The organism is Micromonospora sonneratiae, assembly GCF_042679305.1.
Taxonomy (GTDB): domain Bacteria; phylum Actinomycetota; class Actinomycetes; order Mycobacteriales; family Micromonosporaceae; genus Micromonospora_H; species Micromonospora_H sonneratiae.
In genome coordinates, this window is record NZ_JBHTMP010000008.1 from 131,051 (window position 1) to 156,882 (window position 25,832).

Sequence of the window (25,832 nt, forward strand, 5' to 3'; positions counted from 1 at the left end):
GGCTGGGCAGGTGAACACCTCTCGTCCCGCGTTGCTGACCGACCACTACGAGCTGACGATGATCAGTGCCGGCCTCCGGGACGGTACCGCCGACCGGCACTGTGTCTTCGAGGTCTTCGCCCGCCGGCTCCCGACCGGACGGCGCTACGGTGTGGTGGCCGGCACCGGCCGGTTGGTCGACCTGATCCGCGACTTCCGCTTTGACGAGGCCGAGATCGCGTTCCTGCGGTCCAGTGGCGTGGTCGACGACGAGACCGCCGCCTGGCTGTCCCGCTACCGCTTCACCGGCGACATCGACGGCTACGCCGAGGGTGAGCTGTTCTTCCCCGGCTCGCCGATCCTGACCGTCTCCGGCACCTTCGCCGAGTGCGTGTTGTTGGAGACGCTGATCCTGTCGGTGCTCAACTACGACAGCGCGGTGGCCGCCGCTGCCGCCCGGATGGTGACCGCAGCCCGGGGCCGTACGCTCATCGAGATGGGTGCCCGTCGGGTGCACGAGGAGGCGGCGGTGGCCGCCGCCCGGGCCGCCTACCTGGCCGGCTTCGGTTACACCTCCAACCTCGCAGCCGGCCAGCGGTACGGGATACCGACGGCCGGCACGGCCGCGCACGCCTTCACCCTGCTCTACGACGACGAGCCGGCCGCGTTCGCCTCCCAGGTCGCCGCCCAGGGCAAGAACACCACCCTGCTCGTGGACACGTACGACATCACCCAGGGCATCCGTAACGCGATCGAGGTCGCCGGCACCGACCTGCGGGCGATCCGGATCGACTCCGGGGACCTGTCGGTCCTGGCCCTCCAGTCCCGGCAACTGCTCGACTCGCTCGGCGCCACCGAAACGAAGATCATCGTTTCCGGCGATCTGGACGAGAACGCCATTGCCGCGCTGGCCGCCGAGCCGGTGGACATGTACGGCGCTGGCACGGCCGTGGTCACCGGCTCGGGCGCGCCCACGGCCGGGCTGGTCTACAAGCTGGTCGAGGTGGACGGCCGGCCGGTCGTCAAGCGGTCGGAGAACAAGGCGACGGTCGGCGGACGCAAGATCGCGGTACGGCGGCACAAGCCGACCGGCACGGCGACCGAGGAGATCGTCGTTTCCCAGGGGGTGCCGGACCGCCTGCCCAACGACCGGGCCTTGCAGCGGTCGTACGTGATCGGTGGTGAGCCGGTGACCGGACCCGCGCTCGCCGAGTCACGGGACCACCTGCGCCAGTGCCTGATCTCCATCCCCTGGGAGGGCCTCAAGCTCTCCGCCGGTGATCCGGCAATCCCGGTCACCATCGTTCCCGCCACCTGATCCGGTTTTCCAGATTCGCAAGTCACGGTAAGGAGCTTCGATGAGCCGGGCACTGATCATCGTCGACGTACAGAACGACTTCTGTGAGGGCGGCTCGCTGGCCGTCGCCGGAGGGGCCGGCGTGGCCACGGGGATCTCCCGCCTCCTGGCGGACCAGCCGGACCGATGGGATCACGTGGTGGCCACCAAGGACTACCACGTCGATCCCGGATCGCACTTCGGCGATCCGCCGGACTTCGTCAACTCGTGGCCGATGCACTGTGTGGTGGGCACCGACGGCGTCGAGTTCCACCCCAACCTCCGCACCGGCCGGATCGAGGAGGTCTTCCACAAGGGCGAACGCGCCGCCGCCTACTCGGGGTTCGAAGGGCTGTCCACGGATGGCGCGGATCTGGCGACCTGGTTGCACGAGCGCGACGTCGACGCCGTCGACGTGGTCGGGATCGCCACCGACCACTGCGTACGGGCCACCGCGCTGGACGCCGCCCGCGAGGGCTTCGCCACCACCGTGCTGCTGGACCTGACCGCTGCGGTGTCCCGCCCGACGACCGACGTCGCGCTACGCCAACTGGCCGAGGCCGGGGTCCAACTCGACGGTGTGCCGGTGGTCAGCCCCGCATGACCCGTTGACCGCTGGCCGCCCGCCCAGCGGGGGCGCAGACAACGAAGAGGGCGCAGACAACGAAGAGGGCGCCGCTTCCCGGGTCGGGAAGCGGCGCCCTCCTGATTGCCTGGCGGGTGCCGATCGGTCAGTTCCGGTCGACGTTGGACGCGACGTCCTCCGTGTAGCTGGCACCGTGGTCCGACTCACTGGTGAGCGGCTTCGCGCCCCCCTCGGGCGGCCCGGCGATCGACTGTCCACCCGCTGCCAACTCGGGGAACTTGGCGTCGAACGCGGGACGCTCGGAGCGGATCCGGGGCATCTGGTCGAAGTTACGCAGCGGCGGCGGGCAGGTGGTCACCCACTCCAGCGAGTTGCCGTAGCCCCACGGGTCGTTGACCTCGACCACCGGGCCGGTCCGGTACGACTTCCACACGTTGTAGATGAACGGCAGGGTCGAGATACCGGTGATGAACGATCCGATCGTGGAGATCATGTTCAGTTCGGTGAAGCCGTCGATCGCCTGGTAGTCGGCGTACCGACGGGGCATTCCCTCGTTGCCCAGCCAGTGCTGGACCAGGAAGGTCATGTGGAAGCCCACCATGGTGAGCCAGAAGTGAATCTTGGCGAGCCGCTCGTCGAGCATCCGACCGAACATCTTCGGGAACCAGAAGTAGATGCCGGCGAAGACGGCGAACACGATGGTGCCGAAGAGCACGTAGTGGAAGTGGGCCACCACGAAGTACGAGTCGGAGACGTGGAAGTCCAGCGGCGGGCTGGCCAGCAGCACGCCGGTGAGGCCACCGAAGAGGAACGTCACCAGGAAGCCGATCGACCAGAGCATCGGCGACTCGAAGCTGATCTGGCCGCGCCACATGGTGCCGATCCAGTTGAAGAACTTCATACCGGTCGGTACGGCGATCAGGAAGCTCAGGAAGCTGAAGAACGGCAGCAGCACCTGGCCGGTGGTGAACATGTGGTGCGCCCACACGCTCATGGAGAGCGCCGCGATGGAGAGGGTGGCCGCGACCAGACCCTTGTAGCCGAAGATCGGCTTGCGGGAGAAGACCGGGATGACCTCGCTGATGATGCCGAAGAACGGCAGCGCGATGACGTAGACCTCAGGGTGTCCGAAGAACCAGAAGAGGTGCTGCCAGAGCAGCGGTCCACCGGTCGCCGGGTCGTAGACGTGCGCGCCGAGCAGTCGGTCCGCGGCCAGCGCGAACAGCGCGGCGGCCAGCAACGGGAAGATCAGGAGCACCAGCAGGCTGGTGATCAGGATGTTCCACGTGAAGATCGACATCCGGAACATCGTCATGCCCGGTGCACGGAGCGTGAAGATGGTCGTGATCAGGTTGACCGCGCCGAGGATCGTGCCCAGACCGGAGATGGCCAGACCCAGGATCCACAGGTTGGCGCCGACACCCGGGGTGTGCTCCACGCTGCTCAGCGGCGTGTAGGCGAACCAGCCGAAGTCAGCCGCACCACCGGGGGTGAAGAAGCCACCCATGGCCATCGTTCCGCCGAACAGGTAGAGCCAGTAGGCGAAGCTGTTCAGTCGGGGGAAGGCCACGTCCGGCGCACCGATCTGGATCGGCACCATGTAGTTCGCGAACGCGTACACGATCGGCGTCGCGAAGAACAGCAGCATCACCGTGCCGTGCATGGTGAAGAGCTGGTTGTACTGCTCAGGCGACAGGAACTGCATTCCCGGTCGGGCCAGCTCGGCCCGCATGATCAGCGCCATCAAGCCGCCGATCATGAAGAACACGAACGCGGTGATCATATACATGATCCCGATCTGCTTCGCGTCCGTCGTACGCAGCAGCCGCGCGAATGCCGAGCCCTTGACCGGCTGTCGGACCGGCCATGGCCGGGTCACGATCGGCTTGGGTGCGACGGTGGTCACGAGTGGCCTCCGGTTCTCGTTAGTCCCACTCGGCACGTGCTGATGATCTGCAAGCCGTACCTCGCAGGCAGAATAGTCCCCATCTGCGGCGGGGGCATCGTCGGGTGCCCGACGCGCCGTCGTAGGTGCCTCCCGCCACCTCGTCAGGCCCCGTCACGCCGGTTCCAACAGCAGACGGTAGTGCTCCTGGAAAATCCGCCCGCCGCGCCCCCGGAGCAACGGATCGCGCAGCGCCGGCGGCACGTCGCGGGTCCGGTCCCGGTCCCGGGTCCGGTCGAGCACCCATTTGGTACGCGGCCGGCGGCGGCTCTCGTACCTGCTCAGCGCCTCGTCGACGGCGTCGAACCGACGCAGCGCGTCGGCCAGGACCACCGCGTCCTCGAGCGCCATCGCCGCCCCCTGGGACAGCGTCGGCGAGGTGGCGTGGGCGGCGTCCCCGACGAGCACCACCCGACCGCGTGACCAACGTCCCAACTCGACCTCGTTGGTCGTCTCCACGCGGACCGTCTCCATCGCGTCGAGCACCGCCGGCACCGGACCGCCGTAGTCTCCGAAGATCTCGCGTAGGCGGGCCCTCGGGTCCCTCGGCGCGACCGTGCCGGCCTCGTCGGCATAGCAGTAGAGCCGTCCCGCCCCCATCGGCATGACGATGAAACCGGCCCGCTGACCGAGCAGTGAGGTCCAGTCGACCACCCGTGGGCCACCGGTGACCACGCTGCGATAGACGACCTGACCCGCCGGGCGCGCCGAGCCGCCGAGGGCGGCCAGGGTACGGACTGCCGAGCGTCGCCCGTCGGCACCGATGACCAGGTCGTATTCGGCCAGCCGACCGTCACCGAAAGTGACCGTGACGGCTTCCGGCGCAAGGTCCAACCGTCGCAGTTCGACGCCGTGCCGGACCTCACCTCCGGCGCCGGTGAGCAGCACCCGGTGCAGTTCCGAGCGCGGCAGCGCACGACACTCGCCGACCCCGGACCACAGCCGGGCGAGATCGACCTCGCAGAGCTCCTGCCCTGCCGCGTCGAAGAACCGCTGGCGCCCGATCACCTGCCCGAGTGGACGGACCGGACTGTCCAGGCCGATCTCACGTAACGCCCGGGCCGCGTTCCCGGGCAGATAGATACCGCCCCCGGTGCCCGGGGAAGCGGGGAGTCTCTCCACGACCTCGGGTCGGAAACCCGCAAGTCGCAACGCGCGAGCGACCGCCAGACCAGCGATGCCCGCGCCGACGACAAGGATGCGCAGGGTGGATCCGGGCATGGTGGTGACGCCTCCGGAGGGGAATCGGCACGCCGTGAAGGCAAGACACTACTCCGCGCAATCGCGCGACGAAAGTTCCGCCCAGATGTAACCAGGTCACCGCCATTGTCCGAGTACCTCGAACCTGGGGCGAGCATCCCGACTCCCTACAGTCGGCCATCTTTCCATGACAACAGGTATCCAAAACCGACCCGCCACGACCGCCGCGCCCGGCGCGTCGCACTCCCCTCCCCACCGGGCACGGTTGCCAATTTATTTCATGGATGTGAACCTATACAAGGGCATGGGAGCGCTCCCGGGCATGCGTTTCCGATTCCGTCGTCTCGGCTGGAGAGCCGCCAATCCCTCGACAAGGAGCGTCATGAAACGCCCGATCCACGCCATCGCGGCGGCCGGTCTGCTCGTCACCGGCTCACTCTTCGCGACGGTCGTCACCAATCCCGCCATCGTCACCGCCGCCGGCCCCGTACCCGCCGACACCCGGATCTGCGAGCAGTACGGCACCACCACCATCGGTGGCCGGTATGTGGTCCAGAACAACCGCTGGGGCACCACCGCCCAGCAGTGCATCGACGTCACCGGTACCGGCTTCACCATCACCACCCAGCAGGGGTCCGCCCCCACCAACGGCGCACCGGTGTCCTACCCGTCGGTCTTCATCGGCTGCCACTACACCACCTGCTCCCCCGGCACCAACCTGCCCATCCAGGTGGGACAGATCAGCAGTGCCACCAGCAGCATCGACTACCGGTTCGTCGGCGACGCGACCTTCAACGCCTCGTACGACATCTGGCTCGACCCGACGCCCCGGACCGACGGCGTCAACCAGATGGAGATCATGATCTGGTTCACCCGTCAGGGCCCGATCCAGCCGATCGGCTCCCCGGTCGGTAACGCCACGGTCGGTGGCCGCACCTGGGAGGTGTGGCGGGGCAGCAACGGCTCGAACAACGTCATCTCGTACCTCGCCCCCGCCGCGATCAGCTCCTGGAACTTCAGCATCCTGGACTTCGTCGACGACGTACGGAACCGGGGCGCGATCACCAGCGCCTGGTACCTGACCAGCATTCAGGCCGGCTTCGAGCCCTGGCAGGGCGGGGTCGGACTGGCGGTCGACTCGTTCTCCGCCACGGTCAACGGCGGGGGCAACCCGACCCCGACGGTGTCACCGACGACCCCCGCGCCGACCACCCCGCCACCGAGCCCGGGGACCGGGACCTGCCGGGTGACGTACGCGTCGAATTCGTGGGGCACCGGCTTCACCGCCAACGTCACCATCGCCAACACCGGCCCCAGCCAACTGAACGGCTGGACGTTGCAGTACAGCCTGCCGACCGGGCAGCAGGTCACCAACGTCTGGAACGCCAACGTGACCCAGAACGGGTCCGCCGTCACCGCCCGGAACCTTGGCTGGAACGGCGCGATCGCCCCGGGCGGCACCGCCTCGTTCGGCTACCAGGGCACCCTCAACGGCGCCTACACCGCACCGACCGCGTTCGCCCTGAACGGCGAAGCCTGCACCCTCGGCTGATCGGATGGGCCGGGCCGGTCAGTACCGGCCCGGCCCATCCACTCACACCAGGCCCAGGTCCAACGGATCGAGCGGGGACCGGCGCGGCCCCGCACCGGGCGCGAGCCCGGGACCGAGATCCAGGTTGGGGGTGGGGTTACGGGCATCGGCGAAGACCACCCGGCTGAGATCGTGCCCGGGCAGGTCGCAGGGCTGCCCGGAGGGCAGGACCGGGGCCAGCGCCCGGAACACCGCCCGCACCCGGTCGGCCCGGTAGTCCGCTGGCGACTCCGTCGCCCGGAGCAACGCGCCACCGTGCGCCAACGGCAGCACCTCGCTGAACGCACCGCCGGCCCGCAACGCGGACACCCCGCCCACCACGGGGGTCAGCTCCTTCGGGCAGACCGTCACCCACTCGTAGCCCCGCAACCGGGTCCGGCTCGTCCGGGCCGACTCCTCGTTGGGCCGGTACAACGCCGAGTCCAGCATCGTGGCCGGCGACACCGTCTCCGCGTTGACCACGATCTCGCCGTACGACGGGTCGGCCACGTCCGCCACCGATCGGGTCAACTCCACCAGGGCCGGCAGTACCAGCGGAAGCCGATCGGGGCGGTCCTGGAAACCGATCGACACCTGGAGCTTGACGTGCCGGCGCTGCGCGAACCGGAAGACGTAGAGATCGAGTTCGGACGCGATCGACGACGGCGTGACGTCGAACCAGTGCGCCGACAGTTGGAACAGGTCCTCGGTCAGTCCCTCCGCCCAGGTTCCCGGCCGGCGGCGCCGCCCCCGTCCCTCGGCGTTCTCCTCGTAGGCGCTCAGTGACCTCGTCGGCTCCGGTGCGCCCAGCGGCTGCACGAACGGCAACAGCAACCGGGACGCTTCGTCGTACCAGAGCTGTAGCAGCGGCGCGATGTGCTCGAGGTCGTCGCCCCGGTCCAGATAGAGCAGGCACGTCGCGAAGTCCGGCTTCGGCCCGCCGCTGGGTGCCCATTCCGCGACCGGTCCGCCATCCCCGAAGTAGTAGTCGCTCAACCGCATCCTCCCCCGTCTCCGCCCCCTCAGTTGTAAGCAGTCACCGTAGCGGCAGCAGGCCACAAACCGGGGATGGCGGCTCAGGCGGCGAGCGCGTCGATGTCGCGGATCTCGTCGGCGGTGAGGGAGAACCCGAACACGTCGAAGTTCGCCCTGATCCGCTCCGGCGTCACCGACTTCGGAATGACCACGATGTCGTGGTCCAGGTGCCACCGCAGCACCACCTGTGCCGGGGTGACCCCGTGTGCCTCGGCCACCCGGACCAGCACCGGATCGTTCAGGTCGGTCTTGCGGAACGGGCTGTAGCCCTCCAGCACCACGCCCCGGTCCCGGTGTTCGGCGACCAGCTGTGCGTCGTACCGCGCCGGGCTCCACGAGATCTGGTTGACCGCAGGTGCCTCGTCGGTGGCCCGGATCAGCACGTCGAGTTCGTCGGTGCTGTAGTTGCTCACCCCGACCGCCCGGGCCCGGCCCGTGTCCCGGGCGGCGAGAAGCTCCCGCCAGGTCGCCAGGCCGGCGGCGTCCGGTGGTGGCCAGTGGATCAGCCACAGGTCGACGTAGTCCGTGCCGAGCGCAGCCAGGCTCGCCTCGAGCGTCTGCTGTTCCTGGCCGACCCGTTCGGGCGGGAGCTTGGTGGTGATGAAGATGTCCTCCCGGGGCACGCCGCTGTCCCGCACCGCCCGGCCGACCTCGGCCTCGTTGCCGTACATGGTGGCGGTGTCGATGTGTCGGTAACCCGTCTCGATCGCGTCCCGGACCGCCTGGTAGCCGGCCTGTCCGGTCGCCTGCCAGGTACCGAAGCCGACCAGCGGCATCCGGACCTCGCCGGGCAACATCACGGTGGGTTGGTCGGCAGCCATGAGGCCAGTTATACCCCGCCGGCCGGGTCTCGGACGAGGTTTCCGGCAGCAGTCTCCCGGATGGTCATCGACCGGCGGGGGCCGATTCGGTGAGCCGCCAGGCCGCGTTGATCAGACCGATGTGGGACAGCGCCTGCGGGGTGTTCCCCAGGTGCTCACCGGTGGCGGGGGCGAGTTGCTCGGCGAAGAGGCCGACGTCGTTGGCATGCGCGGCGGTACGTTCGAACAGCGCTACCGCGCGGTCGTACTCGCCGGCCAGCGCCAGGCACTCGACCAGCCAGAAGGTGCACAACACGAAGCCGGCCGGATCGCCGGACCAACGCCGTACCAGCCCGTCGACGGTCAGCCGGGTCTCGATCGCGTGGATCGTGGCCCGCATCCGTGGATCGGTGGCCGGCAGGAAGTGCACCAGCGGCAGGATCAGCGCCGACGCGTCCAGTTCGGGCGAGCCGAACGCCCCGGTGTAGGCCCCGGTCTCGTCGTTCCAGGCGCTGTGCAGCACGGCCAGCCGGATCTCGTCCCGGACGGCGGCCCAGCGCTGCGGGTCGGCCCGCTCGCCGAGCAACGGTGCCAGCTGTACCGCCCGGTCCAGCGCCACCCAGCACATGACCTTCGACGACAGGTAGTGCCGTTCCTCGTCCCGAGCCTCCCACATGCCGGCATCGGTCTCCCGCCAGGTGGCGGCGGCCTGCTCGGTCAGGCCCACCAGCAGTTCCCGTAGCTCCTCGTCGAACTCGTGCATCTGCTCCCGCAGCCGGTACGCGGCGGCCAGCACCTCACCGAGCACGTCGAGTTGCCGCTGTCGCCACGCGTCGTTGCCGGTGCGCACCGGCCGGCTGTCGGCGTACCCCCGCAGGTTGTCCATGTCGTGCTCGGACAGGTCCCGCTCCCCCTCGACGCCGTACATGATCGGCACCGGGCCGACCCCGATCCGACCGGCGGACCGGGCCGCCCAGCCGAACAGCCGGGAGGTCTCCTCCGGGCACGCGCCGACCCAGAGCGCGTTCATGGTGAACGAGAAGTCACGCAGCCAGGCATACCGGTAGTCGTAGTTACGGTCGGTGGCGATCTGCTCGGGCAGCGAGGTGGTCGCTGCGGCCACCACCGCGCCGCTGCGCTGGTAGGTCAACCCCTGCAGGACCAGCGCGCTGTGCCGGACCAGCTCCGGGTAGCGCCCCTGGTAGCGGTGGGTCTCCCGGATGGCCCGCCAGCCCTCTGCGGTGTCGGCGACGGCCGCCACCGGATCCAGCTCGGCGGGCGGCCCGGTGCCGTACGCCGGGGAGTACGCCACGTCGAAGCCGAGCACCTGCCCGGCGGTCACGTCGAACTCGGCGTGCACCCGGCCGGGCTCGCAGGTCAACGGCACCGGCGCCCGCAGGGTCAGGGTCGTCGGACCGGCGGCGGCCACCACCCGGTCGGGATGGCTGTGCAGGTACGGCGTGAGCAGCCCGTACTCCGGCCGGGGTACGAAGTCGAGGCGCATCCGTACCGTGCCGGTGAGCCCCTTGACGACGCGTACCAGCACGGCTGGCGAGTGCCGACCGATCTCGTGACCACGCGCCCCCGGTTCCACGGCCAACGCCTCGACGACCGCCACGCTGCCGGTGCCGGTGTGGTGAACGGTCCGCAGCACCAGGGCGTCCTCGAGATAACCCCGTTCCGTCCGGGCCCGCTCCCCGTCCGGATCCTCCTCGTCCGGATCTTCCCCGTCCGGGTCCGTGCCTTCCTTCGGTCGCAGCGACCAGTAGCCGGCGTCCCGGTCCAGCAGTCGGCCGAAGACCGACGGGCCGTCGAAGCGGTCCGGGCACCACCAGTCGACCGAGCCACCTCGGCTGACCAGCGCGGCCGAGCGGCAGTCCGACAGAAACCCGTAGTCGGAGATGGGTACGTCCGGCACGTCCCCCCGGATACCCAGTTCTGCCCCGCTCAGCCCCACCTACCAGGATCCCCGTGATCAGGGACTGACTCCGGAGTCTCGTCGGCGTGTCCCGGCATGACTCCCCGAGCACGGGGGATCAACCCGGATCAGGTGGCAGGCGGTTCGTCCTGGCCGGCCTCCTCGGCGGCTTCGGCCTCGGCCTTCGTCCGGTGCACCACCTGATCGGCGTGCTCGGGCGGACCGTAGACCGTGTAGAGCACGAGCGGGTTGGGGCCGGTGTTGACGAAGTTGTGTTTCGTACCAGCCGGCACGGCGACGAGATCCCCCTGGGTGACCGTCTTCTTCTCGCCGGCCACCCGGGCCTCGCCAACTCCACTGACAAAGGTGAGAATCTGGTCGTTCTTCTCGTGGATCTCCTCACCGATCTCACCCCCCGGCGGGATGGTCATGATGACCAGCTGGGTGTGCTTGCCGGTCCACAGAACCTGTCGGAAGTCTGGGCTCTTCTCCGCCACGGTGGCGATCGTGAAATGTTCCATGCCTGGTGACATACCCGGTCGGACTACCGGTTACGCCCCACCGGAGGCCTCGTCGACAGGGTCACATCGGCCTGTTCCGCTCGCCGAAGGACCACCACGTCCGGCCAGTCGTCCGGCCAGCCGTCCACAGACAGCCCACGGCGACCAGCATCGCACCGAGTAACCGTACGACAGCGAAGACGGCATCCGCGACGTGCAGGTAGCCGGTCCCGGGACCAGCGACGGCCACCGCAACCGTAATAGTGACGCCGGCCCGGGACGACCCGTACGGACTGAAGGCCCACCAGGCCAGCGCCCGGTCCAGGATTTCGACGATGGCCAGTGCACCGAGTGCCAGGCCGAGGCCAGCCAGCCGTTGGCCGCCCCGGGCCAACGCGGCTCCCGCCGCCGCGAACACCACGACCGTGAGGGTCAACGACACCAACAGCGCCGTCGTCTGACCACGCCATTCGCCCGATCCCTGGCTCCACAGTCGCAGTCCGGCGTAACCGATCGCGAGAGCGCCACCGATCAGCCCACCGACGAGGGCGGTACGGGCCGACCGTCGCCCCGGCAACCCGAACACCGCGACGGTCAGGCCGGCGTAGCCGACCGGCAGTAGGGCGAGTTGCCATGGGCGCAGCCCCAGCGTCTCGAACAGGTTCGGTGGACGCGGGGCCGGCCAGTACGCGAACCACCCCGCCGATTCGCCGTACCCGCCACCAGCATCCAGGGAGGCGCCGTGCGCCAAGAATTCGGCACCCGCAGGGAGCCCCAACGCCAGCAGGCCGCAGAACAGGGCGAGGTGAACCCGGGGCGGGACGGTACGACCGGCAAGTACGGCGTAGGCGAACAGCGCCGCCCAGGCTGACACTTCCGCGTACGACAGGATCGGGGAGCCGAAGGTCAGCCCGACGGCGTGGATGACGGTGAAGCCGCCGAACGCGACCAGCAACCATCGACGGATCGACACGGGCGGTAACACTGCCACACTCCGGCGACATTTCCGTCTCCCCGCTCCAATGAGGATGAACCGGCTGGGCCGACAGCAATGGCAGCTGCCTCTCCCGTACCCCGGTCGGTCCCCGTGGGGGTGCCACGGGGACCGACGGGTCAGCGATTCAGGAGAGGACGCTCAGGTGGAAGGAGCGGTCTGCGGCGGCACCGGTCGCGTTGAACGTCTGGACGTACGCCCCTGCGGGGATACCGTTACGGCCGACCACCGCGATCTGCCCGGCCGGTGAGGTGCCCGCGTTACCGGTCAGCCCGATGGTGCCGAGGTAGGCGGAGCCGGTCACGTCCTGGCTGAACACCACCTGGTACGTCCCCACGCCGAGGCGGGCGGACGAGACCGCACCGACCCCCCGGACCAGCGTGCCGTTGGCCTCGACCACGGCGAAGAAGACCTGGGCGGTGAGTGGAAGGCCGCCGGTGATCGCAGAGACGAACGCGGCAGCGGACTCGTCGACCGGCGCGACGCTGGCCGGGGGCTGTTCGTTTGCACCGTGCTTGGCGTTACTGGCTTCGGACATGCGGAGGCTCCTTACTCGGGGTTGACCAGGATGAGGCCGGGACAAGGGTGGATGACGGAGAACGCACTGATCGGCGAGGATTTACCACTCGATACCGATCAATGTCCATGTATATCGATAGATTAGGCCGCAAGGCTCACAGCAGACCAGATCGAACACTTGTCTAATCATGGACAGATAGCCAGCAAATCGAAACAATTTCGCAAACCCTGCCATGGGCGGCTGAACCGGATCAGCGGACCTCAGCTGAGCTGCTCACGCGATCGCGGTACCACCCCGATCGTGGCCATCTCCCGGCAATAACAGCGGTACGCCGCATCCGCCTCGCCATGTCGACCCGCCTCGGCCAGCACGACGATCAGCTCCGCATGTGTCCGCTCGTCGTACGGCTCCACGGCCAGCGCCCGACGCAGCTGATGGGCGGCCTGCTCGGAGTCGGACCGGGCCCGGGCCAACGCCGCCAGGGCCCGGACGACCCGCAGGTACAGCCGCCGTACCTCGTCGCGGACCGGCGCCGCCCAGTCGTCGTACGGGTCGTCGGCCAGGAAGTCCCCGAGATACCGCTGCTCGGCGATGGCCAGTACGTCCCGGGCCTCCTCAGCCAACCGCCGGTCAGAACCGGGCGCGTCCTGCTTTCCGCCGGCGACGATCCGCTCGACGAGGCGCAGTCCGTACAGCGCCTCGCCCCGGAACAGTTCCACGTCAAGGTCCAACTGCTCGGCATCCAGCATCAGACTGGCCCGCTCGGCCACGATGTACCGGTCGGGTGGAGACTCCCGGCCGGGATCCAGCACCCCGCGCAGAATGGAGAGCACCACCGAAAGCCGGTGGGCGACCCGGCACGGATCCTCACCCGGCCAGAGGAGTTCGCCCAACTGTTCCCGGGAGATCGCCCGTCCCGGCCGGGTGGTCAGGATGCGTAGCAGCTCGCGTGCCTTGCGGGACTGCCAGGCCGAGACGGGTACCGGTCGACCCGCCACCACCACCTCGAACCGGCCCAGCGTCTGTACGGCGACCCGGCTACCCCGGTCCGCCTGTCCCGGCACGGGTACGGACATCCGTAACCCGACCAACCGGTCGGCAGCCAGCCGGGCCGCTATCCGCTCCGCCGGAGTCGCCCCGGGGAGATCGCCGAGCAACACGGTGATCCGGTCGGCATCGACTGCGGCACCGATGTCGCACCGGATCGCCGCCGATTCCGCGTACGCCTCCCGGGCCAGCCGCGGCTCGTCGGTGGCGAGCCCGCGCAGCTCCAGGGCTTCGGCCAGCCCGGCCCGATCATGGTGGACCCGTGCCTGGCCGGCTGCCTCGATGGCGAGTTCGGCCGCCCGGGCACGGTCCGACAGGGCGAGCGCCACCCAGCCCGACGCGCACCGGGCGACGGTCTCCTCCGGACCACAGGCCAGCGAGACGGCCCGTTCCGCCAGGACCACGGCACCGCGCGGGTCGTCCCGTACGGTCACCCGGGCCAGCCCAGCCAGCGCCGGGACGAGCACCGGCAGACTGCCGCACGGTTCACTGATCCGCACCGCCTCCTCGTACGCGGCACGGGCCAGGCTGTCCCGGCCGCGGAGCAGATGCAGGTCGCCGATGCGGGTCAGTGGCTGGGCCAACTGCCGGGATCCGTTCCGGTGGCAGAGTCCGACCGCCCGCTCGTACCGGGCCATCGCCTCGTCGAGCCGACCAAGGCGGGTCAGGACGACCCCCTCCGTGGTCAGTGCCCGGACCAACGCCGCGGCGTACCCGATCCGCTCGGCCACGTCGACGACGTGGGCCGCCTCGGTCGACGCCTCCGGATACCGTGCCTCGCCGCAGAGAGCCAGTACCTGCTCGATCCGGATCCAGACGTCCAGGTGCATGTCGCCGGCCGACGCGGCCAGCTTCGCCGCCTCGGCCAACCGGGTGACGGCCGTGGACCGGTCCCCGCTCAGGGTCGCGCTCAGACTCGTCGCAAGCTGCGCCACCGCCAGCGCCGACACCGGGTCCGCGCAACCGTCGCCGCTGACTGTCGACCGGGCGACGACGCGGGCGGCGGCCGACGCCCGCCCCGCCCGGTCCGCGCAACCGACGAGGTCACCCGTCATCCCGTACGCCAGGGCGCTCCAGCCCAGCAGCAGCGCCTCGTCGGCCGTACGCTCGTCGCCGCACCGGCCCCGGTCGAAGATGGCCAGTGCGGCGACCGGATCGCCGTACAGGTAGTGCAGCAGGCCATGCCGCCAGGCCAACGCCGGCGTCAACGGACCACCCCGGTCTCCGAGTGCCTGGTAGGCACCGACCGCCCCGGCCAGGTCCCCGACCGTCCGCAGCGCGTCCGCGTGGAGCCGACGTAGCCACGGCGTACGCAGCCGGGCCGGCAGTGCCTCGACCGCTGTGATCACCGTGGCGCTCTCGCCCTCGTTGAGGAGTTGCGGTCCACTGCGCCGAAGCAGTCGGACCGAGGCGGCCTCGGCACCGGCTGCCTGGTGACCGCGTAACGCCGCCGCCAGCAGCCCGTGCTCCGCGTACCAGGTGGCGGCCCGGCCACGTAGCTGCCGTACCTCGGCGGCCGGTAGCGGTAGTCCCCGCGCAACGGCCCGGGCGACCACCGGGATGGACCGGTAGCCGGCCCCGTCCGGGCCGGCTGGCCTGAGCAGTCCGACCTCCACCAGCCGGGCAAGTGCCCGCTCGACCCGTGCCGGGGCGCCAGGCGAGATCAACTCGGCCCGGACCGGATCGAGGTGGGCAGCCTGGCACAGCACCCGGCGGGTCTGCGCCGACAGCTCCGGAAACACCTCCTGGACGAGGTACGCCCCGACGACAAGGTCGTCCTCGACGATCGTCTGCCAGGTCCGGTCACCGGTGACCCGTCCCTTGCTGATCGACTGGGCCAGGAGATGGACGAGGGCCGGCCAGCCGGCGGTGGCGGTGTACACCAGTCGGGTCAGGGCCGGGTCCGGCAGGTCGTGGTCGTCCCGGAGCACGCTGGCAACGTCGTCCGGGGTGAGGGCGAGATCAGCCGGACCGAGGACCGTCAACGCGCCGCGACGCCGGCCGGAGACGATGCCTTCGAACGTCGGCGGACGACGGGTCGACAGCACCAGCCGGACCGGCTCGGGCAGCAACTCGGCCGCCGCCAGCACGGCCCGCAGCCCCACCTTGGACAGCCGCTCGACGTCGTCGAGGACCAGCCAGCACCCCTGCCCGGGTTCGACCGGCCGGGCGGACCCGGCACCGGCCAGACCGGCGAGGTGACCGGCCGCGGTCCCGGGACACTCCCCGGCGATCAGGTCGAGCAGCCGGGCCGATTCGGCCCGCCGGAACCAGACCGCGCTCGCCTCGGGCAGCAACCGCCGTAGCGTGGTCGTCTTGCCGTAGCCGGCCGCGCCGAACACGAGCGTGCACGGCCGATCCAGCAGGCGGATGGGTGCCGGGTCCATTCGGGAGCACCTCCCCGATCAGGCCGAACCCACGTCCGCCGTTCCCGGCCAGCATGGCCGGCAAAGCCGGGCATTTAACAGCGAACAGTCGAAAAATTGACACAAGCCCGTTGCCGACCGTCATCGGAGCATGACGCTGCGACGACCGGCCCGTGAGCGAACCCGGACGGCACCGTAAGCCGGCTGACCACGCTGGACGATGCCTCGCCACCAGCACCGGGGCGAGCGGCGAAGGGAGACCATGGCAATGAATGCCATAGGAGTCAGAAGTTGGCGTGGCGCGTCGGCGTCGGCCCTCATCCTGATCATGACGGCGGCGACGGTGGGCGTCGTCGGCCCGGCTCGGGCCGATCCTGCCGTACAGGTGGCCAACCCCGTACGGGTTGCGGTGACCAGCGCCTCCAACTCGATCTCGAAGAGCGTCACCGTCAACTGTCCCGTCGGACAACGGGTCTACGGAGCCGGCGGTGAGATCAACGGCGGCAGCGGCAACGTGACCCTGGACGACATCACCCCGAACCTCACCCTGACCAGTGTGTTCGTGACCGCGGCCGAGAACGGCGCGTTCGCCGGCAACTGGACCGTCACCGGTTACGCGATCTGCGGCCCGAACACGTTGAACCTCCAGCGCATCCAGTTCACCAGCGCCACCAACTCCCTGTCGTCCAAGAGCGTCTTTGCCGGGTGCCCGACCGGACTACGGCTCTACGGACTGGGCGCCGAACTCAACGGAGCCTCCGGTGCGGTGTTCTTCGACGACCTCACCCCGAACGCGGGCCTGACCGGCGTCACCGTGACCGCCTTCGAGAACGGCGCGTTCGCCGGCAACTGGAGCGTCACCGGCTTCGCGATCTGCGGCAACCCGGCGACGACCATGACCCGTGTCGTGGCCAGCAGCGCGACCAACTCGTTGTCGTTGAAGTCCGTCTTCGCCGGATGCCCGGCGGGCACCAGGGTGCACGGTGTCGGTGCCGAGATCGACGGCGCGATCGGCAACGTCGTGATCGACGACCTGACCCCCCACCCGTCCCTGCTCGGCGCGACGGCCAGTGGCTTCGAGAACGGCGCGTTCGCCGGTAACTGGCGGGTCACCGCGTACGCGATCTGCGCGTCGTAGCGCCCCTGACGGCCGGCTCCCCCAGCCGTCAGCCGCCGGCGCGCCCGGACCGGTCGACGACCCGCCGACGGTTACGTAGGCGACCGGTCCCACCGATCAGGATGAGAACCAGTCCGGCCACGCCAACCAGGCAGGCCACCCCGGCCAGGGCAAACTTGCTGGCCCTGGCCGGGGCACCGCCGGCCGGATCGTCGGGTGCCGGAGCGGCGGCGATCGAGGTGGGGACGGCCGACGGCGGTTTCGGCTCGGCGGTCGTCGGGGCCACCCTGATCTTCTCGGTCGGCTCCGCACTCGGATAGCGCAGGATCACGGGTCTGGTGCCGGCGGGGGCGTTCGTGGTCTCCGAGACCGTCAGCAGGGACCGCCCGTCCCGGGTATAGGTGATCGACTCTCCCTGTGGCTCGTCCGGTAGCGGAACCACCTTCGGTTTGCCCTGAGTGATGGCCTTGACCACGTCGCCATCGGTCACGTCGAACTCGAGGGCGTCGGCATAGGTACGCAGCACCACGCGGGAGCCGTCCGGCGAGTTCGCCCCACCGGTGACCACCACCCGACCGGCCATCGCGAACGGGTTCTTCGTGCTGGTCAGCGGTAGCCGGAACTCGCCGACCCGGGCCAGCCGTACGGTCTGGTTCGCCTGCAACGGCCCGACCGGGGCGTACAACCGGGGCCGGATCGGGTCCTTGGTGATGATGATCGGCGTACCGTCACCGGCCAACACCAGAGCCTCGGCGTCACGGGCACCGTCTGGATAGCTGAGTCGGTGGATGACCGGCGTTTTCGCCCCCGGAGCGAACTTCCACAGTGCCACCGTCTCCCGCGACGCACCGTTGTCACCGACGTCGGCCACCCAGAAGGTGCCGTCCGGGGCGAGTGCCAGGTCCTCCGGATCACGTGGCCGGGACGGGTAGGAAACCGCCCTGGTCACCGCACATGCCTGGTTCAGAAAGAAGATCTTCCGACGACTGGCCGAATCGGCACCGTCGTTGATCACGACATAGCCGTTGTCAGTGGCCACCATCCCGGAGATCTCATCCAGCCGTTCGTCGGTGATTTCACAGACCCTGGCCGCCTGGGCCGCGCCGACAACTGCCCGGACCGGCAACGCACCGGCTCCACCGCCAGTTGCCCGGGCTGCCATGTCCGCCCCGGTCGTGAGCACCCGGCCGGCGGTCTGCGGCCGGGCCGCGAACGCCGGACCGACAGATGTTGCAACGAGACCCGCTGCCACGGTGACCGAAAGCATGATCCGACGCACCCGCACAGTTTTCCATGCCGACCCCGATCCACCGAGTCGCGCTTGTCGCCCATCTGTCAGAACATCACAATTCACATTTATTACGGTAGATTTGATGCTGATCATGTGGTACCCGGATGCCGCTCCACTTGCCGATGCGAAGGGTCGACCAGCCCATGACCCAAAAAATGATCTGGACGAAGCGCAGGCCACGGAAACTGGGCGCATTGATCGCCACAATCTCGCTCAGCGCCGTGGGGACCGGCCATCACGACCCGGGTGCTCCGGAAGAACCGCGACGGTACCTGGGGAAACGGGAACGTCTGGCTCTATCGACTGGACGGCTCGTACGCCGGCAACCGCTGGGTACGCGGCGCAGCCATCTACCAGGCCCGGCCGGTCGTCTGGACCTACGAGTAGCCGGTCAGCCGCACCTCACACCCGGCGGAACACGATCCCCACGGACTGGCCCGGCCAGCTGACCGTCAACCGGTCACCGGCCAGGTCCAGTTCCGCCGCCAGCGAGGTGCTGACGAGTCGACAGTCGACGTCGATGGTGTAGCTGGACCGCGACGGTGAGGAGACCTGGCCGACGCAGGGCCAACGGCTCCCGCCGATCCGGGCCACCCCGTCGGCGGTGATGGTGAGGACCAGCTGGTCGTCGCCCACCTGCCCCCGCCACTCGCCGGCCAACCGGTCCAGCCGGGCCCCCTCGGTGATACCGGCGTACGGAGACACGACGTTGACGAAGAACGCTGCGCTGAGCACCAGCAGTACGGCCGTGATCGCCGCAGCCACCACGACGACGCCCTGGTTCACCCTCGGTTTCCCGCCCGCCGCGCCGGCCACCATCGGGGTCGGTCCCGGCGCTGCGGGCGGCTGGCCGCCGTACCCCGAAACCGTCAGGTCTCCGGACAGCAGCCGGATCTCCTCGGCGAACCCGGCGTCCGCCTCGGACTCGGCCGCCACGGCCTGTACGACGTCCCGGCGGGCGTCGGGCTCGGCCGGGCGGGCCTCCAGCGCCCGCAGAAACCGCAGGCCGATCGGTGACCCGCTCAGCCGTACGGCGATCACCTCGTACAACCGGTCCACAACGGACCCGGTGAGGGGGGTGGCGTACGCGTCCCCCACCGCGAAGATCCGGTCGGCCACGGCCGAGACCGCCCGATGTGCCTGTTCGCATGCTTCCACCAGTCGGCCCACCTTCGTCCTACACCGCCCGCTGCGCCTTCCGGCAGGCGTGCGATACCGGTCGATACGCGCCAGAACCTACCGCCAAACCTGCGTATCCGAGAAGCGCTCGATCGATCGCAACAAGGCGATAACAAATGGAACGTAGGATTTGACCCAGTTCGATTAGGGAGGCCGCGTTGCACGTCTACGAGCAGCCAGACGGGGCGGAGCACCCGAGCCGGCCCCTCCGCCCCGCATCGCAGGGCACCCCGGAGAACCCGACTGTCCGAGCCGTCACCGGCCGGCAGCCGGTCGCCGTCTCCGCCGCCCAACTGCTGGCCCTGCAACGCACGGCGGGCAACGCCGGCGTCGTCCGGCTGCTCCATCAGCAACGGCAGCCGGCACCCGTTGTGCAGTTGGCCGTCCAGCGCGCCGCCACCTACACCGACGAGGCGGCCACGATCTCGCACTACCTTCCGAACCCGCACGCCTACCCGTCGGCCTACCAGGCCAGGGACCTCCCGATCAGGAGACCGCAGAAGGTCTCCGGCACCATCTCCCCCACGGTGACGAAGGGCCGTGGCGGCGCTCCGAACCCCTGGGCGGTGGTGAAGCTCTTCGAGGCGTACAAGGCGGCCCGTACGGCGGCCACAGCGCCGCCCGGCACGAAGTATCCGCACCTCAGCGAGGACGACGTCTGGCGGGACCTGCTCGGCGGTGCCGGACACGACCGGGGCCACATCATGGGCCTCGAGGTTGGCGGCGACGACATCTCCGAGAACATCGTCCCCCAGTGGTCCCTCAACCAGCAGTCCGGCAACTGGCGTGAGCAGGAGAAGGCGGCGGTCGCCAACAAGACCGGCAACATCGAGTACACCGTCAACTACAAGGCCAACTCGGGCTCCTGGCGCAAGGTGATGATCCCGACCGGGATCGACGTCTCCCTCAACACCACCGCGTTCCATGCCTGGGACAACGCACCTGACGCCAACGACATCGCAAGGGCCGGCACCGACCCCGGTCGTCGCCTCAAGGACCTGTTCTGGTTCATCGAGAGCAGATATCCCAAAGGCAGCATCTGCACGCCCGACGACCTGGACGAGGTGGTCTTCGACGCTCTCGCGGACGAACTCGCGGACATCCAGGATCAGGAACAGTACGTCGCCGCTGGCGGATCCGCGAATGCGGGACCGCCGCAACACGCCACGTTCCTCGCCACGATCACGAAGTCCGACATCGAGAAGAAGAAGCGTAAGAGGCAGATCGACGAAATGCTGAAAGCCCGCTACATCAGGAAGGTCGGCAAGGACTACGAAATCCTCTGATCCCCAGGATCCCCGTGATCAGGGAGTACGTCCGGCGTGTCGTCGGCCTGTCCCGTACCTCGTCCCCTGATCACCGGCCCGACCCCCTTCACCCCGGTCTCCTGACGGCCCGCTCCGACCCGGGCCGGCTGCCGGCGGCCGTCTGGAAGTCACGTCCGTCCCGGGACTCGCGCGGATGCGGTACGACGTTCAGGCGCGCATGAGGTTCGACCGTCAGCCGGCGGGCCTACGGGCAGACCGGGTACGCCCGCGCATTGACCCCCATGGAATGAACATGTATCAATTTCATATCTCGCTCGGCTACCGCCCAGTAGAGGACTGATACATCCAGAGGAGCCAACGTGCATCCACCACGTGCCTTCCGCCGTACCGCGCTGTCCCTGGGCCTGACCGCCGCCCTGGTCGCTTCGGTGTCGGTGCCCGCGTACGCCGGCCCCGCAGACGGACTTCGAGGGACCGGCGCAGCAACGTCCCCCGCTGCCGGCCCGGTTCACTCGATCACCGACAGCCTCGCCCGGCAGGTCGCCAGTTCGCTGACCGACCGTTCCGCCAGGAACCGGATCGTCTCGGCCGTGACCAGGGACTCGGTCGACCTGGCCAGTGTCGAACCAGGGTCGGCACTGAGCAGTGCCATCCGCACCGCCAACCGGGACGTGCTGGCGGCCAAGGGACTGCCGGCGAGCGGCGGCTCCCTGCTCCGCCTCCGACTGGCCGACGCCGGCATGCGGGCCGCCCTCGACCGGGGCGAGACCCCGCTGGTCACGGCAGCGCCGAACGACGACACGGTCACCAGCGTGACCGCGTACGACCCGGCCGGCCGGGCGGTCCAACTCGACGCGGTACGGCTGCCTGACCGGCCGGTGCTCGTCGTCGAGGTGGACACGTCGAAGGCGCTGCCGATGGGGCTGAAGCTGATCCGTGACGAACTGGCGGCCCGTGGCCTCGCCAGCACCGCTGCGGACCCCACCGCCACCACCAGGACCACCGGCTCCGCTACGGCGACCGCCGGTTACTGGGCGACCAAGGTCACCGCTGTCCGGCTCAGCGACGACAAGGAACCCTGGATCAAGGGTGACGCCGAGATCTTCAACCTGGTCGGCGGCTTCGGTCTCGACGGCAAGGCCAAGGTCGACGTGGTCCAGATGCCGTACCTGGACAAGGACGGCCAGACCTACTACCCGAACCAGCTCCTGGTCCACTTCAACGGCTACAAGTACAACCTGGCCGACGTGGTGATGATGGAGGACGACGGCGACACCAACTACCAGGGGCTGGTCAAGGCGATCGTCACCGCCCTGCTGACCATCGTCGACGGCGGAATGTACATCCCGCTGGTCAACGCGATCCTGGACGCCATCCCGACCTCCTGGTACACGGACGACCCGGACTACGTCGACTCGTGGTACACCCTGTCGACCAGCAGCAGTGGCCGCCTGAACGGTGCGGCGGGCAACGGCTGGCTCGACGTGGTGCCCTACTTCGTCCAGCCGCTCTGATTCTCGGACGGGGCGTGACGGGTGAGCCGCCATGCCCCGTATCCGAACTGACCACGACCGAGGTCCCGTACGGTGTGAACTCGGCCGTCGCTGGCCCCTACTCCAACGTGTAGGAGCAGTTCGCTGCCGCCCTGCGGTCCTGTGTCTCGTTCTTGACCTCCCCGTCGACGGATATCCGGCAGCTTGCGACTCCGTCGGGGACGAGGACCAGTACCGCGATTCTGTCGCCAGGGGACACTTCGATCGTCTTGCTCCATGGGCTGGACACGTTCGTCTCATGGTCATTGTCCATGCGGGTGTGCCAATTGATCGACGTGATGGTTCCCGTGTCGGACGTCGCCTCCACCCGTACCGTCTTGCTGCCGTCTCCGTCGCCGCTGTTCAGCGCGACGAAACCGACGACACCCGCAGCACCGCAGACCAGCAGCAGGGCCACCACCACGATCACCGCGATCAGCCAGCCCTTGCCTCCCGACTTGGGCCGGCCCGGCGGGCCGGGCGGCGGATAGCCGGGCGGTGGATAGCCGGGCGGTGGTGGCGCGGCATGGCCCTGGGTCGGGTAGCCCTGTGCGGGATATCCGTACGGGGGCTGAGCAGGGTATCCAGCCGGAGACGGCGGCTGGGGCGGATAACCAGGGGTGGGCTGTTGGGTGGGGAAACCAGGCGCGGGCTGCTGCTGCGGTGAAGGAGCATCCTGCTGCCATGGCCCCTGGGGCGTGGAGCCCCCCTCAGATGGCTGCATCTGGCCATGATGGACGTGATCCGGTCGCGACGTCATCCGCCAAAGGGTGGCATGGAACTCAATGTCCAGGTTCCTGACGGATTGATCCACGGTACGGGCGGCGACTACCGGGGCGCTTTGACCGCACGCCCCCGAGCGGTCGCCACCGGATAGCGCCGGGCGGAATCCGTGAGCTTGTCCTGCGCCGCCGCCACGAGGCCAATCCCGAGCACGTCAGCCAGCCGGGTCAGATAGATCATCACGTCGCCGATCTCGGCCCGTACCCGGGCTCCGGCCTCGGGGTCGGCCATCACCCGTGCTGACTCGTCGGGGGTCAGCCACTGGAACTCGGCCAGCAACTCGCCGACCTCGCCAGCCAATGCCATGGCCAGGTTCTTCGGGGTGTGGAACTGCTGCCAGTCCCGCTCGTCGGCGAACGTCCGCAGCCGTTGCGTCAACTGCTCGACGCTGTGTCCCTGCTCCATCCCGACGAGCCTAGCCGCCGGGATGGAGCCGGCCCGTGGACGTACGTCGGTCGATCAGCGGTACCCGAGACGGGCCAGCGGTTCGACCAGTTCCCGCTCCTCGTAGGAGAGGTGGGACAGCAGCGTGTCGGTGAGCAGGTCGATGGCAGCACGCAGTTCCGCCATGCCGTCGGGTCCGGTCACCAGGGCGACCAGCGCCCGGTCCACCCGCTCGAGGACACCGTGGATGACGTGGTGCTCCTCCTCGAGTCGGTCGATCACCGGGGCGAGGCGGGCGTCGGCCCGGCGCAGGTGCGGGAAGAGGGCCTGGTCCTCCAGGGTGTGGTGGGTGGTGACCACCCGGCAGTACGACTCGCAGTAGGCACCCAGCGTCCAGTTGTTCTGCCGCATGGTCATCGTGTTCAGGTGTGACCGGGCCTCGCCGGGATCCATCGTTCCGGCCGCTACCTGATCCACGATCCCGCGCAGCTGTGTCAGTTCAGCCCGTAGGTGGTCGTGCACGTCGATTAGGTGTTGCCCGGCGGCCTGTTCGTGGCGGGTATACCGCCGGTCCGGGTCGGGGGTCGGGCCGACGGGCCGGGTCGACTCGTCCCAGGGCTGGATCCGGCTGAGGCGTACCCCGTCGTCCGGGGTCGGTACGGCGGCCAGCGCCTCGGCGGAGTCCCGCTTCGCGGTCCGGACCCGGGCGGCCACCGGCCCACCTGTCCCGGCCCGCTGCGGGTTCTCCCGCCGAACGGTCACGGACGGGTGCGCGGGGGCCTCGGGTTGCGCACCGCCGGCTCGTGCCGCCGCGACCAGCTCACGGACGGCGGGCACGACCTCAGCCGCGAACCGACGCATGGTGTCGGCCGACTCGACCATCAGGATGTAGCCGCTGACCCCCTCGGTGAGGGTGAGCTCGGTGAGTTGTTCCACCCAGACGGCGGACGGTCCCTGGAGGAACTCCCGGCCATCGCCGGTGAAACTGCCGACGATGTTGTAGAGGCGGCGCACCGCCTCCGGCTTTCGACCCGCCGCATCGGCCGCCTCGTCGATGATCCTGTTCGACACCGCCAGTTGCTGCGGCGGCACGTACGACGAACTGGGCAGCCAGCCGTCGGCGGCACGTCCGGTCAACCGCAGCATCCTGGGCTTGATGGCACCGAGCCAGATGCCGATGTCGTGCGCCGGGAACGGCCCGGGCTTGGCTCCCCGCAGGGAGTAGTGCGTGCCGTCGAGGCGTACGCCCCGCCCCGGCGTCCACAGCGTCCGGATCACCTTGATCGCCTCGTCGAGGGCGGCCAGCGCCTCGGCCGGGGTACGCCTCGGTCCCCCCTGGGCGGCGATCGCGTCCCAGAACGCCCCCGCCCCGAGTCCCAACTCGACCCGTCCGCCGCTGAGGATGTCCAGGCTCGCCGCCGCACGGGCCAGCACCGCCGGCGGTCGGAGCGGCAGGTTAGCGACGTTGGGAAGCACCCGTACCCGGGTGGTCTGGGCGGCGATGACCGACAGCAGCGTCCAACTGTCCAGGAACGCCGGCTGGTACGGGTGGTCCTGGATGCTGACCAGGTCGAGCCCGACCTGCTCGGTCAGTTGGGCCAGCTCGACTACCTGCTGCGCCTGCTCCGCCGCCGGCGTCAGGAAGGTGCCGAACAGCAGATCGTGGCCGTAGTCAGCCATGGGGGCCTCCTCGCTGCGGAGATGCGTTAGCTCAACAATATTATGCAACCAAGAAGATTTGCCAAACAGAAGGTTTGCATCACCACAGGTGGGCTACACTCCCTCCATGCCACCCTCGACCTCCGCCAGCAGCGCAGCCGGGGAGGATCCGGTCCACGCGGCCGAAGAGAAGGTGACCGGCGGCACGCCGAACGGGGACACCCGGCCGACCGGCGACATGCCGAACGGGGACACCTCGCCGACCGGCAAGGGCCTGCACAACGATCTCGGCTGGGCGCTGGGCGTGGTCTTCCGCTCGTACGTCAAGGCCGCGGACGCCGTCGTAAGCGACCTTCCCGGCGGCCCCCGTGGCTACCAGGTGCTGGCCTCGGCCGCCCAGGGTCTCGCCGGCAACCAGGGGGTCCTCGCGCACCGACTCGGAATCGACCGTACGGTCCTGACCTACCTCATCGACGATCTTGAGGAGATCGGGCTGGTCGAACGACGGCCCGACCCCGCCGATCGGCGTAGCCGTCAGGTCATCGCCACCGAACAGGGCCGGACCCTGTGGGCGCAACGACAGGAAGCGCTGGACCATCTCGAACAGCATGTCCTCGGCGCGCTCGGCGACGACGCACCGACGTTCCGTACGCTGCTACAGCGCCTCGCGGCCCACGCCAACGAACTCGACCCGCTGGTCGACACCTGCCAGGTCGTGGAGCAGTTGACCGCCGCCGACCGGGCCAGGCCGGTCACCGCCACCAACCGTCCCCGGCGGGGCGGCACCCGCACCAGGGGCAACTGAGCCACCACCGGTCAGTCC

Annotated in this window: 22 protein-coding genes; 8 read left to right on the forward strand and 14 right to left on the reverse strand. The window is 69.3% G+C overall.

Features of this window, described 5'->3' with window-relative positions:
* Positions 1 to 10: 10 nt before the first annotated feature.
* Positions 11 to 1,297 (forward strand): nicotinate phosphoribosyltransferase, encoded by a 1,287-nt coding sequence (locus ACFQ4H_RS07680; protein ID WP_377568520.1) that lies wholly within the window; start codon positions 11 to 13, stop codon positions 1,295 to 1,297.
* 40 nt (positions 1,298 to 1,337) lie between these two features.
* Positions 1,338 to 1,919, forward strand: a complete 582-nt coding sequence (locus tag ACFQ4H_RS07685) for an isochorismatase family protein (RefSeq protein WP_377568523.1) — start codon at positions 1,338 to 1,340, stop codon at positions 1,917 to 1,919.
* A 127-nt stretch (positions 1,920 to 2,046) separates the two neighbouring features.
* Here ACFQ4H_RS07685 and ctaD read toward each other — a convergent pair whose 3' ends face one another.
* Entirely contained in the window at positions 2,047 to 3,807 is a 1,761-nt protein-coding gene (ctaD, locus tag ACFQ4H_RS07690) for an aa3-type cytochrome oxidase subunit I (protein WP_377568526.1), read from the reverse strand.
* Positions 3,808 to 3,960: 153 nt separating this feature from the next.
* A complete protein-coding gene (locus ACFQ4H_RS07695; RefSeq protein WP_377568529.1) occupies positions 3,961 to 5,067 on the reverse strand; it encodes an FAD-dependent monooxygenase in 1,107 nt (368 codons plus the stop codon).
* 361 nt (positions 5,068 to 5,428) lie between these two features.
* Between ACFQ4H_RS07695 and ACFQ4H_RS07700 the strand changes: the two genes are divergently transcribed.
* A complete protein-coding gene (locus tag ACFQ4H_RS07700; RefSeq protein ID WP_377568532.1) occupies positions 5,429 to 6,598 on the forward strand; it encodes a GH12 family glycosyl hydrolase domain-containing protein in 1,170 nt (389 codons plus the stop codon).
* Between the two features lie 42 nt (positions 6,599 to 6,640).
* Here ACFQ4H_RS07700 and ACFQ4H_RS07705 read toward each other — a convergent pair whose 3' ends face one another.
* The 7 genes from ACFQ4H_RS07705 to ACFQ4H_RS07735 form a co-directional block, all read right to left on the reverse strand.
* Positions 6,641 to 7,612: a hypothetical protein gene (locus ACFQ4H_RS07705; protein ID WP_377568535.1), complete on the reverse strand. Its 972-nt coding sequence runs from the start codon at positions 7,610 to 7,612 to the stop codon at positions 6,641 to 6,643.
* An 80-nt stretch (positions 7,613 to 7,692) separates the two neighbouring features.
* Positions 7,693 to 8,472: an aldo/keto reductase gene (locus tag ACFQ4H_RS07710; RefSeq protein WP_377568537.1), complete on the reverse strand. Its 780-nt coding sequence runs from the start codon at positions 8,470 to 8,472 to the stop codon at positions 7,693 to 7,695.
* A gap of 64 nt (positions 8,473 to 8,536) precedes the next feature.
* A complete protein-coding gene (locus ACFQ4H_RS07715; protein WP_377568642.1) occupies positions 8,537 to 10,369 on the reverse strand; it encodes a glycoside hydrolase family 15 protein in 1,833 nt (610 codons plus the stop codon).
* A 128-nt stretch (positions 10,370 to 10,497) separates the two neighbouring features.
* Complete coding sequence (locus ACFQ4H_RS07720) at positions 10,498 to 10,890, reverse strand: cupin domain-containing protein (protein WP_377568540.1); 393 nt, start codon at positions 10,888 to 10,890, stop codon at positions 10,498 to 10,500.
* A gap of 61 nt (positions 10,891 to 10,951) precedes the next feature.
* On the reverse strand, positions 10,952 to 11,842 hold the full coding sequence (locus tag ACFQ4H_RS07725; RefSeq protein WP_377568543.1) for a hypothetical protein: 891 nt from the start codon (positions 11,840 to 11,842) through the stop codon (positions 10,952 to 10,954).
* Positions 11,843 to 11,990: 148 nt separating this feature from the next.
* The gene (locus ACFQ4H_RS07730) at positions 11,991 to 12,401 is read right to left on the reverse strand and encodes a hypothetical protein (protein WP_377568546.1); all 411 of its coding nucleotides are present in this window, start codon (positions 12,399 to 12,401) and stop codon (positions 11,991 to 11,993) included.
* Positions 12,402 to 12,643: 242 nt separating this feature from the next.
* Positions 12,644 to 15,817, reverse strand: a complete 3,174-nt coding sequence (locus tag ACFQ4H_RS07735) for a BTAD domain-containing putative transcriptional regulator (protein WP_377568549.1) — start codon at positions 15,815 to 15,817, stop codon at positions 12,644 to 12,646.
* A gap of 247 nt (positions 15,818 to 16,064) precedes the next feature.
* Here ACFQ4H_RS07735 and ACFQ4H_RS07740 point away from each other — a divergent pair, with 247 nt between their 5' ends.
* Positions 16,065 to 16,934, forward strand: a complete 870-nt coding sequence (locus tag ACFQ4H_RS07740; RefSeq protein ID WP_377568552.1) for a hypothetical protein — start codon at positions 16,065 to 16,067, stop codon at positions 16,932 to 16,934.
* Positions 16,935 to 16,962: 28 nt separating this feature from the next.
* Here ACFQ4H_RS07740 and ACFQ4H_RS07745 read toward each other — a convergent pair whose 3' ends face one another.
* Positions 16,963 to 18,180 carry an SdiA-regulated/phytase-like domain-containing protein gene (locus ACFQ4H_RS07745; protein WP_377568555.1) on the reverse strand — a complete coding sequence of 406 codons (1,218 nt, stop codon included), beginning with the start codon at positions 18,178 to 18,180 and terminating at the stop codon, positions 16,963 to 16,965.
* A gap of 270 nt (positions 18,181 to 18,450) precedes the next feature.
* Here ACFQ4H_RS07745 and ACFQ4H_RS07750 point away from each other — a divergent pair, with 270 nt between their 5' ends.
* Positions 18,451 to 18,591, forward strand: a complete 141-nt coding sequence (locus ACFQ4H_RS07750) for a hypothetical protein (protein WP_377568558.1) — start codon at positions 18,451 to 18,453, stop codon at positions 18,589 to 18,591.
* A 15-nt stretch (positions 18,592 to 18,606) separates the two neighbouring features.
* Here the strand turns inward: ACFQ4H_RS07750 and ACFQ4H_RS07755 are convergent, their stop codons facing one another.
* A complete protein-coding gene (locus ACFQ4H_RS07755; RefSeq protein ID WP_377568561.1) occupies positions 18,607 to 19,362 on the reverse strand; it encodes a hypothetical protein in 756 nt (251 codons plus the stop codon).
* Between the two features lie 179 nt (positions 19,363 to 19,541).
* On the opposite strand from ACFQ4H_RS07755, the gene ACFQ4H_RS07760 reads away from it, so the two are divergent.
* Together ACFQ4H_RS07760 and ACFQ4H_RS07765 are read left to right on the forward strand one after the other, a co-directional pair.
* Positions 19,542 to 20,669: a DNA/RNA non-specific endonuclease gene (locus tag ACFQ4H_RS07760; RefSeq protein ID WP_377568563.1), complete on the forward strand. Its 1,128-nt coding sequence runs from the start codon at positions 19,542 to 19,544 to the stop codon at positions 20,667 to 20,669.
* Between the two features lie 341 nt (positions 20,670 to 21,010).
* Entirely contained in the window at positions 21,011 to 22,165 is a 1,155-nt protein-coding gene (locus ACFQ4H_RS07765) for a DUF3103 family protein (protein WP_377568566.1), read from the forward strand.
* A gap of 97 nt (positions 22,166 to 22,262) precedes the next feature.
* Here the strand turns inward: ACFQ4H_RS07765 and ACFQ4H_RS07770 are convergent, their stop codons facing one another.
* From ACFQ4H_RS07770 to ACFQ4H_RS07780, 3 genes are all read right to left on the reverse strand, one after another.
* The gene (locus ACFQ4H_RS07770) at positions 22,263 to 22,907 is read right to left on the reverse strand and encodes an MmpS family transport accessory protein (RefSeq protein WP_377568570.1); all 645 of its coding nucleotides are present in this window, start codon (positions 22,905 to 22,907) and stop codon (positions 22,263 to 22,265) included.
* A gap of 104 nt (positions 22,908 to 23,011) precedes the next feature.
* Positions 23,012 to 23,371, reverse strand: a complete 360-nt coding sequence (locus tag ACFQ4H_RS07775; protein ID WP_377568573.1) for a nucleotide pyrophosphohydrolase — start codon at positions 23,369 to 23,371, stop codon at positions 23,012 to 23,014.
* A gap of 54 nt (positions 23,372 to 23,425) precedes the next feature.
* Positions 23,426 to 25,030, reverse strand: coding sequence for an LLM class flavin-dependent oxidoreductase (locus tag ACFQ4H_RS07780; RefSeq protein ID WP_377568575.1), 1,605 nt, complete (start codon positions 25,028 to 25,030; stop codon positions 23,426 to 23,428).
* A gap of 106 nt (positions 25,031 to 25,136) precedes the next feature.
* Here ACFQ4H_RS07780 and ACFQ4H_RS07785 point away from each other — a divergent pair, with 106 nt between their 5' ends.
* Positions 25,137 to 25,814, forward strand: a complete 678-nt coding sequence (locus tag ACFQ4H_RS07785; RefSeq protein WP_377568578.1) for a MarR family winged helix-turn-helix transcriptional regulator — start codon at positions 25,137 to 25,139, stop codon at positions 25,812 to 25,814.
* Positions 25,815 to 25,832 lie beyond the last annotated feature (18 nt).

Excerpts from the sequence above, each read along its gene's own strand:
- ACFQ4H_RS07700 (WP_377568532.1), top strand. The coding sequence starts at position 5,429 with ATGAAACGCCCGATCCACGCCATCGCGGCGGCCGGTCTGCTCGTCACC.
- ACFQ4H_RS07775 (WP_377568573.1), bottom strand. The coding sequence starts at position 23,371 with ATGGAGCAGGGACACAGCGTCGAGCAGTTGACGCAACGGCTGCGGACG.
- ACFQ4H_RS07770 (WP_377568570.1), bottom strand. The coding sequence starts at position 22,907 with ATGCAGCCATCTGAGGGGGGCTCCACGCCCCAGGGGCCATGGCAGCAG.
- ACFQ4H_RS07745 (WP_377568555.1), bottom strand. The coding sequence starts at position 18,180 with ATGCTTTCGGTCACCGTGGCAGCGGGTCTCGTTGCAACATCTGTCGGT.
- ACFQ4H_RS07740 (WP_377568552.1), top strand. The coding sequence starts at position 16,065 with ATGAATGCCATAGGAGTCAGAAGTTGGCGTGGCGCGTCGGCGTCGGCC.
- ACFQ4H_RS07780 (WP_377568575.1), bottom strand. The coding sequence starts at position 25,030 with ATGGCTGACTACGGCCACGATCTGCTGTTCGGCACCTTCCTGACGCCG.
- ACFQ4H_RS07695 (WP_377568529.1), bottom strand. The coding sequence starts at position 5,067 with ATGCCCGGATCCACCCTGCGCATCCTTGTCGTCGGCGCGGGCATCGCT.
- ACFQ4H_RS07710 (WP_377568537.1), bottom strand. The coding sequence starts at position 8,472 with ATGGCTGCCGACCAACCCACCGTGATGTTGCCCGGCGAGGTCCGGATG.
- ACFQ4H_RS07785 (WP_377568578.1), top strand. The coding sequence starts at position 25,137 with ATGCCACCCTCGACCTCCGCCAGCAGCGCAGCCGGGGAGGATCCGGTC.
- ACFQ4H_RS07720 (WP_377568540.1), bottom strand. The coding sequence starts at position 10,890 with ATGGAACATTTCACGATCGCCACCGTGGCGGAGAAGAGCCCAGACTTC.
- ACFQ4H_RS07735 (WP_377568549.1), bottom strand. The coding sequence starts at position 15,817 with ATGGACCCGGCACCCATCCGCCTGCTGGATCGGCCGTGCACGCTCGTG.
- ACFQ4H_RS07730 (WP_377568546.1), bottom strand. The coding sequence starts at position 12,401 with ATGTCCGAAGCCAGTAACGCCAAGCACGGTGCAAACGAACAGCCCCCG.
- ACFQ4H_RS07685 (WP_377568523.1), top strand. The coding sequence starts at position 1,338 with ATGAGCCGGGCACTGATCATCGTCGACGTACAGAACGACTTCTGTGAG.